The 9,784-nt window shown below is 34.9% G+C and carries 10 protein-coding genes and 1 rRNA gene; all 11 read left to right on the forward strand.

Annotated elements, in window-relative coordinates:
- The first annotated feature begins 17 nt into the window (after nt 1-17).
- Nucleotides 18-896 (forward strand): peptidyl-prolyl cis-trans isomerase, encoded by an 879-nt coding sequence (locus J2S19_RS21785; RefSeq protein WP_307346423.1) that lies wholly within the window; start codon nt 18-20, stop codon nt 894-896.
- Between the two features lie 101 nt (nt 897-997).
- Nucleotides 998-1,921 carry a cysteine synthase A gene (cysK, locus tag J2S19_RS21790; RefSeq protein ID WP_307346427.1) on the forward strand — a complete coding sequence of 308 codons (924 nt, stop codon included), beginning with the start codon at nt 998-1,000 and terminating at the stop codon, nt 1,919-1,921.
- Nucleotides 1,922-2,355: 434 nt separating this feature from the next.
- Entirely contained in the window at nt 2,356-3,771 is a 1,416-nt protein-coding gene (locus J2S19_RS21795; RefSeq protein ID WP_307346430.1) for an anthranilate synthase component I family protein, read from the forward strand.
- Between the two features lie 10 nt (nt 3,772-3,781).
- Nucleotides 3,782-4,369 carry an aminodeoxychorismate/anthranilate synthase component II gene (pabA, locus tag J2S19_RS21800; RefSeq protein ID WP_307346434.1) on the forward strand — a complete coding sequence of 196 codons (588 nt, stop codon included), beginning with the start codon at nt 3,782-3,784 and terminating at the stop codon, nt 4,367-4,369.
- Between the two features lies 1 nt (nt 4,370).
- Complete coding sequence (pabC, locus tag J2S19_RS21805; protein WP_307346436.1) at nt 4,371-5,231, forward strand: aminodeoxychorismate lyase; 861 nt, start codon at nt 4,371-4,373, stop codon at nt 5,229-5,231.
- Between the two features lie 15 nt (nt 5,232-5,246).
- Nucleotides 5,247-6,083, forward strand: a complete 837-nt coding sequence (gene folP / locus J2S19_RS21810) for a dihydropteroate synthase (RefSeq protein WP_307346439.1) — start codon at nt 5,247-5,249, stop codon at nt 6,081-6,083.
- A 5-nt stretch (nt 6,084-6,088) separates the two neighbouring features.
- Nucleotides 6,089-6,451 (forward strand): dihydroneopterin aldolase, encoded by a 363-nt coding sequence (gene folB, locus J2S19_RS21815; RefSeq protein ID WP_307346452.1) that lies wholly within the window; start codon nt 6,089-6,091, stop codon nt 6,449-6,451.
- Nucleotides 6,451-6,975, forward strand: a complete 525-nt coding sequence (gene folK / locus J2S19_RS21820) for a 2-amino-4-hydroxy-6-hydroxymethyldihydropteridine diphosphokinase (RefSeq protein ID WP_307346442.1) — start codon at nt 6,451-6,453, stop codon at nt 6,973-6,975. The genes folB and folK overlap by 1 nt, the downstream gene beginning before the upstream one ends.
- On the forward strand, nt 6,927-7,130 hold the full coding sequence (locus J2S19_RS21825) for a helix-turn-helix domain-containing protein (RefSeq protein ID WP_307346444.1): 204 nt from the start codon (nt 6,927-6,929) through the stop codon (nt 7,128-7,130). Before folK ends, J2S19_RS21825 begins: the two co-directional genes overlap by 49 nt.
- 457 nt (nt 7,131-7,587) lie before the next feature.
- Nucleotides 7,588-9,087 (forward strand): lysine--tRNA ligase, encoded by a 1,500-nt coding sequence (lysS, locus tag J2S19_RS21830; protein WP_307346447.1) that lies wholly within the window; start codon nt 7,588-7,590, stop codon nt 9,085-9,087.
- Nucleotides 9,088-9,714: 627 nt separating this feature from the next.
- Nucleotides 9,715-9,784: ribosomal RNA gene (locus J2S19_RS21835) — 16S ribosomal RNA — on the forward strand; the annotation flags it as partial.

Consider the following 9,784-nt stretch of genomic DNA (forward strand, 5'->3'; position numbering starts at 1 on the left):
AAACAGGAGTTGAATAGATGAGTGGGAAAGTATTATGGGGAGTTATTTTTGGTTTAGTAGTCTTAAACTGTTTCACATTAGCTTACTTTACAAAAACTAAAGATGTGTATACACCCACAACATCAGAAGAATCTATTGCAACAGTTGGAGAAGAGAGCATAACAAAGCAAGAGTGGTTGGATATACTTGAAGAGAGATATGGTAAGGAAATATTAACAGAGCTAATAAATAAGGAAGTTGTTATGCAATTAGCTGAAGAACACCAAATTAAGGTTTCTGAGGAAGATATAGAAAGAGAATTTGCAGTTTATCAAGCAATGAATAATTCCAAAGGTGAAGGACAACTTGATGTAGATGAAATACATGAACAAATACGCTATAGTATCCTACTTGAGGAATTATTAACAAAAGATGTATCTGTTTCTGAACAAGAACTAAAAGAATTTTATGAAATGAATAAAGACTCATATTCTATAGAGGACTCTTACCATTTAGCTCATATTGTTGTTGAAACAAAGGAAGCTGCAAATCATATCATTAAGGAACTTGAGAATGGATCTAGTTTTGATGTTCTTGCACTTGAGAAATCAACAGATGAATTCACTGCCCACTCTGGTGGTGATATTGGTTTTGTATCTGAAAAAAATGACTTCATACCAAAAGCATATATAGATAGCGCACATGAATTAAGTAGTGGGGAATGGTCTAAGCCAATACGGGTTGATACAGGTTATGCCATTCTCTTCCTTCATAAAAAACAAGAAGGAAAATCGTATAGTTATGGAGAAGTTAAAAGTCAAATACGTAGGCAAATTGCACTTGAACAAATGCAAGGGAATGTCACTGTGGAACCACTATGGAATGAAGTGGGTGTTAAATGGATTTATGGTGATTAGTAAATTGTTTGTAACAGATAAAATGTTTTGACAATTTATCAAGGAATTGATATATTACTTATAAATCCAATAAATTTACTCGGGATAGAGGAGGAAACAATATGGCACGTGTAGCAAACTCTATACATGAATTAATCGGCGAAACACCGATCGTAAAATTAAACAGATTAGTTGATGACAACAGTGCAGATGTATACTTAAAACTTGAGTACTTCAACCCAGGTAGTAGTGTTAAAGATAGAATTGGTTTGGCGATGATTGAAGCTGCTGAAAAGAGTGGAGAGTTAAAAGCTGGAGATACTCTTATTGAACCTACTAGTGGTAACACTGGAATCGGTTTAGCAATGGTTGCAGCAGCAAAAGGATTGAAAGCGATTTTAGTAATGCCTGATACAATGAGTTTAGAGCGTAGAAACTTATTACGTGCGTACGGTGCAGAATTAGTATTAACTCCAGGCGCTGAAGGAATGAATGGTGCAATTCGTAAAGCTGAAGAATTAGCAAAAGAAAATGGATATTTCTTAGCTCAACAGTTCAAAAATGAAGCAAATCCAGAAATTCACCGCCTAACAACAGGTAAGGAAATCGTTGAACAAATGGGTGACCAATTAGATGCATTTATTTCTGGAATTGGAACAGGCGGTACAATTACAGGTGCAGGTTCTGTGTTGAGAGAGAATTATCCGGAAATTAAAATATATGCAGTAGAACCAACTGACTCACCAGTACTATCAGGTGGAAAACCTGGTCCACACAAAATTCAAGGTATTGGTGCAGGTTTTGTTCCTGACGTCTTAAATACAAATGTATATGATGAAGTAATAACTGTAAAAAATGAAGAGGCTTTTGAGACATCAAGAAGAGCAGGAAGAGAAGAAGGGATCCTCGGCGGAATTTCTTCAGGAGCTGCAATTTTTGCAGCATTAAAAGTAGCTAAAGAACTTGGTAAAGGTAAGAAAGTTCTAGCTGTAATTCCTGATAACGGTGAACGTTATTTAAGTACTCCATTATATCAATACGATTGATTCTTCAAAATATCATATCTTATAAAAGAAGGGTGACAATAGTCTCCCTTTTTTGGTTTGGCTTTATGCTGAGTAAATTGTAGTACCTTAATTTGGGTTGTAGGATCTAATTAAGGCACTACTGAACGAAGACAAATTGCTTGTTAACTTAAAGGTAAAGGACTCATATTGAAACCCTTGGGCGGATTAATTATGACTCTGTAGAGGGATACTTGAAGTTTGTTAGTGAAAAATTGTTGCCGAAGCTCTGAAGTTCAAAAACCTTAAAGATACAAACGGGTAGTCGCGCAATATTAACTGAGAACGAAATAAAGCTTAAGTCTTAGAAAAATTGCAGTGTTCAGGAAATATATTAACAAAAAGTAAAATTCCTTATAGCTTCTCCCAGACAATTATGTAAAATATAAATAAGAGTTTTAAAGGAGAGGTTGAATATGCAGCAAAGATCATCTATAGGCATGAGTTTTGAATATAAAGGTGACTTCTTTGAACAGTACAAGTTTTTATGTAAAGATGAAGAGTTGCATGCTTTCCTTGAAAGTGGTCGTGGAGGGAAATATAGTATAGCTGGAATAAATCCAATTGCGACAATAATGGGTAAGGATAATAAATTGGTTATTCATGATGTGAATGGTAAGACAGAACGAAATGGACAACCACTTGAGTTATTCCAGGAGTGGCTCAATCTATATAAAACCGAAACAAATACTAGTCTACCAGATTTTCAAGGTGGAGCGATTGGGTTTATCAGTTATGATTGTGTTAGGTATTTTGAAAAACTGCCTAATCACGCATCTGATGATCTGGATACCCCGGATTTATACTTTTTGATTTTTGACGATATAGCAGTATATGACCACGAAACATCTAAACTCTGGTTAATAACTCATTATTATCAAAATCAACATGTAACAATAGCTGAAAAGAAGTTAGAGAAGTTAAAGGAAAAATGGACACAAAATCCAAAGTCTTACAATGACCTGGAAAATCCAATTAAAAAACCTTCTGATAAGGAGCCCATCTCGTTTACTAAAAACTCATTTGTTGCTGCAGTTGAAACGATTAAAGAGTATATCTCACAAGGCGATGTCTTCCAAGTAAACTTATCAGTGAGACAACATTTCCCCTTGGAGCAACAACCACTATTTATTTACGAACAGTTAAGAAAAGTGAACCCATCACCATATATGGCTTACTTACATTTTCCTGAGCTACAAGTCATAAGTGGGTCACCAGAATTATTAGTAAAAAAGCAAGGGCTAACTGTAAGTACACGACCGATAGCAGGAACTAGGTCGAGAGGGAAGACAGAAGTAGAGGATATCAAGTTGGCGCAGGAGCTAATAGAAAATGAGAAGGAACGGGCAGAACATGTTATGCTTGTAGACCTTGAAAGAAATGATTTAGGTAGAGTGTGTGAGTATGGTACTGTTCATGTAGATGAATTCATGGTTATCGAAAAATACTCTCACGTAATGCACATAGTTTCCAATGTAAAAGGAACGTTACGAAGTGACTCGGATTTTGTAGATATTATTAAGGCAACATTTCCAGGTGGTACAATTACAGGAGCACCAAAAGTAAGAACGATGGAAATTATTGAGGAATTAGAACCGACTCGGCGAGGTCTTTATACGGGATCTATTGGCTGGATAGGTTTTGATGGGAATATGGAGCTTAATATTGTCATTAGAACATTATTAAGTAAAGATGGGTACGGTTATGTTCAATCAGGTGCTGGAATTGTGATTGATTCTAATCCTGAATATGAGTATAAAGAGTCGTTAAAAAAGGCTCATGCAATAATGAAGGCATATGAGATGAGTAAAGAAGAGAAAATAATAGGTTGAGGTGAGTTTAGTGATATTAATGATTGATAACTATGATTCATTTACTTTTAATTTAGTTCAGTACTTAGGAGAATTAGGTGAAGAGTTAATTGTAAAGCGTAATGATGAAATAACAATTCCGGAAATTGAAGCATTAAATCCGCAGTTTCTCATGATATCTCCTGGGCCGTGTAGTCCAAATGAGGCTGGTATTAGTATGGAGGCAATTAAACACTTCGCAAATAAAATCCCAATATTCGGAGTTTGTCTTGGGCATCAATCAATCGCACAAGTATTCGGTGGAGATGTTATAAGAGCTGAGCGTATGATGCATGGTAAAACATCAGAAATAAACCATAATGGTGAAACGATATTTAAGGGATTGCAAAATCCATTTACAGCAACTCGCTATCATTCACTTATTGTGAAAAATGAAACATTGCCAGACTGTTTTGACGTAACTGCATGGACAGATGAAGATGAAATAATGGCAATACGTCATAAAGAATATCCAATTGAAGGTGTTCAATTCCACCCTGAATCAATTATGACATCTTTCGGAAAAGATTTGTTAGCCAATTTCATTAATCATTATCGCGTAGCGGAAAAGAGTTCATAATATGTATATCTATTGTAATTCTAAGTTCATAAAAGATACTGAAGCCACGATTTCTCCATTCGATCATGGCTTTCTTTATGGGTTAGGAGCCTTTGAGACATTTAGGGTGTATCAAGGATTCCCGTTTCTATTGTATGACCACTTAGAGAGACTTCAACTAGCAATTAGGGAATTAGGTATAACATATGAAATATGTATAGAAGAGATAATGGATATTATCAAGCGCCTTTTAGCATTAAATGACTGTGAAAATAGTGATGTAACAGTGCGTTTAAATATATCTGCAGGTATAGGAGAAGTAGGGAAATTAGCTCAGCAATATGAGCAACCTACTATCCTTTGTTTCTTGAGGAAAGCTCCAACAAATCTATTTCAAGAAAAGAATGCAGAAATCTTGGAGTTGAGGAGAAATACCCCTGAAGGAAAAGTACGCTTAAAATCACATCATTATTTAAACAATATATTAGGGAAAAGAGAGTTAAAACATGCCCCTGATTATGAAGGGATATTTCTCACTGAACAGGGTTATGTAGCTGAAGGAATTGTCTCAAACGTATTTTGGAGGAACGATGACATTGTGTACACACCTTCACTAGAAACAGGTATTTTAAATGGAATAACAAGAGAATTTGTAAAAAAGTGCCTAAAAAAATTGAATATTTGTTATTTCGAAGGGATGTATAGAAAAGAAGAAATGTTAAGCGCGACTGAAATCTTTGTCACAAATTCTTCGCAACAGATCATTCCAATAAAAAGAATTGGAAGTCAAGAGTTCTTAGGGAATGATGGCGAGATTACCCTAAAATTACATGAGTTATATACCAATTATCGGACCAAACTATTAAAAATAGATGAGATGTAAAGGAATGTGTAAAAGATGAAGGCTGAACTTAATGAGCAAGTATTATCATGTGGAAAATTCACGCTTGATTATAGTAACAAAACACTTATTATGGGAATTTTGAATATAACACCCGATTCATTTTCAGATGGCGGCAGTTATACAGATTTAAACAGAGCTATTGAACATGCAAAAAAAATGGTAGAATGCGGAGCGCATATTATAGATATTGGTGGAGAATCTACACGTCCTGGTTTTGCGCCTGTCTCAGTTGAAGAGGAGCTGGAACGTGTTATACCAGTGATAAGTAAGCTTTCAAATGAAATAGATGTTCCAATCTCTATTGATACATATAAAGCTGAAGTAGCTAAACAAGCAGTTGAGGCAGGAGCAACAATTATTAACGATATTTGGGGAGCTAAGGCAGATCCTGAGATGGCTAAGGTAGCTGCAGCTTGCAATGTACCGATTATTCTCATGCATAATCGAGATAACATGAATTATACAGATTTAATAACTGATATGGTTCAAGACTTAATGGAGTCTGTAGATATTGTAAAAGGTGCAGGCGTGAGTGACGAGAATATTATTCTTGATCCAGGAGTCGGCTTTGCTAAAACAATGGATGATAATTTAACGGTTATGAATCATTTGAACGTGTTTACAAGTCTTGGTTATCCGGTTCTACTAGGCACATCACGTAAAAGGTTTATCGGACATGTGCTTGATCTTCCTCCACAAGAACGGGTTGAAGGAACTGGTGCAACGGTTTGTTTAGGTATTGAGCGGGGATGTCAAATTGTTAGGGTCCATGATGTGTTGGAGATCTCTAGAATGGCACGAATGATGGATGCAATGCTTAAGGGGAGGTAATCATTATTGATAAAATTTATGTAAATGGCATGGAATTTTACGGGTACCACGGTGTTCTCGCTGAGGAGACTAAATTAGGACAACGATTTAAAGTCGACTTAACAGTGGAAGTAGATTTAAGTAGAGCGGGACAGACGGATGACTTAAATCATACAGTAAACTATGCACAACTATATTCAATTTGTAAGGATATAGTTGAAGGACGACCATATAAACTTATTGAATCTGTAGCGGAACAAATTGCCAAGGAAATATTAAGTCATTTCTCGATCGTGAGTAGTTGCAAGATAAAATTAATAAAACCGGACCCGCCGATACCAGGTCATTACAGTAATGTTGCTATTGAAATTATTCGAGGTAGAAGCTAATGGTGAAGTCTTATATCTCGTTAGGCTCTAATATGGGGAATAAAGAAGAATATTTATTAAAGGCTATAAGAGAAATACATTTGCATACTAATATTCAAGTATTGGATATTTCCTCTATTTATGAAACAGAACCAGTGGGCTTTACAAATCAAGATCATTTCTTAAACATGGTTATTGAAGTAAAAACTGACTTAGCTCCAATAGAAATGTTAGAAGTACTTCAATCAATTGAAAATGATTTTGACCGAAAACGTATTGTGAGATGGGGACCTCGTACATTGGACCTTGACATTTTGCTTTATAATCATGAAAATATTGTAACAGAGCAGTTAATTATTCCACATCCAAGAATGCACGAGCGATCATTTGTTCTTATACCTTTATATGAGATACAAAAAGATATATATATTCCTGGTATAGATAAACCAATTGCTGATATTATTAATCAATTACAGGATAAAGAAGGAGTTCGAATATGGAAGCAGAAAAATGGGGTAGACGTATTCGCGCTTTTCGAAAGTTAAAGGGCTTTACCCAAGAAGGCTTTGCTAATAACTTAGGGGTATCTGTTTCAGTTTTAGGAGAAATTGAAAGAGGAAATCGCGAACCAAGTGAAAAGTTTATTGAAGATGTTGCTAATGCGTTAAACATTACAGTGGATGAATTAAATCCAAGATGATGGCTAATAGGGGTTTATAAGCATGTAAAACTGGTGATATTGGATTAATAGATGAATTCATAGACACCAAAGAGAATATGTTATAGTTATTCTAAGTGAGTATGTGCTTGTTGTCGTCGGTTGGTTTGTTTTACTGCCAGTAAACCTGGCAGTTTTCTGTTTTTGTAAAGGAAATGAAAATTTTCTATATAGTATGGTAAACTAGGTTTGAATCACGTTTAAGAAATTAGGATAGATTTATCAATTTAAAAACTAGATATTCTAAATTACTATAAGTTATACAGGGTAACGTTAATTAGATGTTGTTAATTCAATTTATTTCTAAAGTTATGTATACACAATTGTTGAATATAGACAGATGTATCATATATTATCAAAACCATAAGGTGACAATGGACTCTTTGACATTAACAATAAATTAACAGTACCGGAAAATTTAAATTTAGGAGTTGTAACTATGAGTTCAGAAGAAATGAATCATGAAGAATTAAATGACCAATTACGGGTCAGACGAGAAAAGTTACATAATTTAAGAGAGAGTGGACTAGATCCATTTGGTAAGCGGTTTGAAAGGACCCATCAGTCCCAAGAAATAGTAAAACGATACAATGAAATGAGTAAAGATGATTTAGATAGTCAAGAAATCCAAGTTACAATTGCTGGACGTATTATGACCAAACGTGGCAAAGGAAAAGCGGGTTTTGCGCATATCCAAGATTTATCGGGTCAAATCCAAATCTATGTACGAAAAGATGCGGTAGGCGAAGAGGCATATGAACTATTCACCACAGCAGATCTTGGCGATATTGTTGGTGTAACAGGTAACGTATTTAAAACAAAGGTTGGGGAACTATCTATTAAGGTTAGTACATTTGAGCTCTTAACGAAGTCATTAAGACCTTTACCGGACAAATTCCATGGATTAAAAGACATTGAACAACGATATCGTCAAAGATATGTAGATTTAATTATGAGTCCTGAAAGTAAAAGTACATTTATCTCAAGAAGTAAAATAATTCAAGCGATGCGAAGATACCTCGATGATCACGGATATCTTGAGGTAGAAACACCAACAATGCATGTAATCCCTGGTGGAGCATCTGCGCGACCATTTATTACACATCATAATGCTTTGGATATGCCTCTTTATATGAGAATTGCAATTGAACTCCATTTAAAACGATTAATCGTAGGTGGAATGGAAAAGGTATATGAAATTGGCCGAGTGTTTAGAAATGAAGGTATATCTACTAGACATAATCCTGAATTTACGATGATTGAATTATATGAAGCATATGCAGACTATCAAGATATTATGGAACTAACAGAAAACTTAATAGCTCATATTGCAAAGGAAGTATTAGGAACGACAACTGTACAATATGGTGATTATGAAGTGAATTTAGAGCCAAAATGGACAAGACTTCACATGGTAGATGCAATAAAAGAATATACTGGAGCAGACTTCTGGAAGGAAATGACTATAGAAGAAGCGAGAACACTTGCTAAACAACATGGAGTTGAAATTGGAGAACATATGTTGTATGGCCATATAGTAAATGAATTCTTTGAGCAAAAAGTTGAAGAAAAGCTTATACAACCAACATTTATTTATGGTCACCCAGTAGAAATCTCACCACTTGCAAAGAAAAATGATGAGGATCCTCGTTTTACTGATCGGTTTGAATTATTCATTGTGGCAAGAGAACACGCGAACGCATTTACAGAGTTAAATGATCCGATCGACCAAAAAGAACGTTTTGAGGCTCAGTTAAAAGAGCGTGAGCAAGGAAATGATGAAGCTCATATGATGGATGAAGATTTCATTGAGGCACTTGAATATGGTATGCCTCCTACAGGTGGATTAGGAATCGGTATTGACCGATTAGTAATGTTATTAACAAACTCACCTTCAATAAGAGATGTTTTACTGTTCCCGCATATGAGACAGAAATAGGATATATGAATAGGTATCTTTTTCAATATGGTAATGTTACTTTTATTCCTAACCCCTTTGTATAAATAATACAAAGGGGTTTAATGCTATTATCCTATTGTATTTGATTGGTTCATGTATTGTACGCATTCATATAGTGACTTTTAATAATCCAAGGTTAAGGGATAGTAATTAATAATAGTTCGGCTTCATTAACAGATGATAAAGGAATGGATTGAGCATAATGGGGTCGTTTGAACGTTCTAACTATTTATAGACACCCGCATACTTCTGCATCTAGAATTTATTGAGGAGAATCTAATTATTTAGTTATGTTTATAGTAGTTTATAGAGACAAAACTAATATAAATCTAATCTAATGTTTCTATTAAAATGATAAATTTATTATTCTTTTAAAAAAACCTTGCACTAATCCGGGTTCGGTGTTATATTTGAATACGTTGCTTGTTGAGCAACAAAACAACTCGAAAAAAGTTGTTGACTAAATAACATCAAATGTGTTATTCTAATATAGTTGCTTTAACAAATGTTCTTTGAAAACTAAACAAAACCAAGCGTGCCAACGTTAATTTTTATTAACAACAATCGTACATTATATGTACAAAAACTATTGAGCAATCAAACACTTTATTGGAGAGTTTGATCCTGGCTCAGGACGAACGCTGGCGGCGTGCCTAATACATGCAAGTCGAGCGAA

It is taken from the genome of Metabacillus malikii (assembly GCF_030813355.1).
GTDB classification, from domain to species: Bacteria; Bacillota; Bacilli; order Bacillales; family Bacillaceae; genus Metabacillus; species Metabacillus malikii.

What these genes read in the sequence shown, in the direction of transcription:
- J2S19_RS21785 (WP_307346423.1), top strand. Translation starts at nt 18, where the DNA reads ATGAGTGGGAAAGTATTATGGGGAGTTATTTTTGGTTTAGTAGTCTTA.
- cysK (WP_307346427.1), top strand. Translation starts at nt 998, where the DNA reads ATGGCACGTGTAGCAAACTCTATACATGAATTAATCGGCGAAACACCG.
- J2S19_RS21795 (WP_307346430.1), top strand. Translation starts at nt 2,356, where the DNA reads ATGCAGCAAAGATCATCTATAGGCATGAGTTTTGAATATAAAGGTGAC.
- pabC (WP_307346436.1), top strand. Translation starts at nt 4,371, where the DNA reads ATGTATATCTATTGTAATTCTAAGTTCATAAAAGATACTGAAGCCACG.
- folP (WP_307346439.1), top strand. Translation starts at nt 5,247, where the DNA reads ATGAAGGCTGAACTTAATGAGCAAGTATTATCATGTGGAAAATTCACG.
- folK (WP_307346442.1), top strand. Translation starts at nt 6,451, where the DNA reads ATGGTGAAGTCTTATATCTCGTTAGGCTCTAATATGGGGAATAAAGAA.
- J2S19_RS21825 (WP_307346444.1), top strand. Translation starts at nt 6,927, where the DNA reads ATGGAAGCAGAAAAATGGGGTAGACGTATTCGCGCTTTTCGAAAGTTA.
- lysS (WP_307346447.1), top strand. Translation starts at nt 7,588, where the DNA reads ATGAGTTCAGAAGAAATGAATCATGAAGAATTAAATGACCAATTACGG.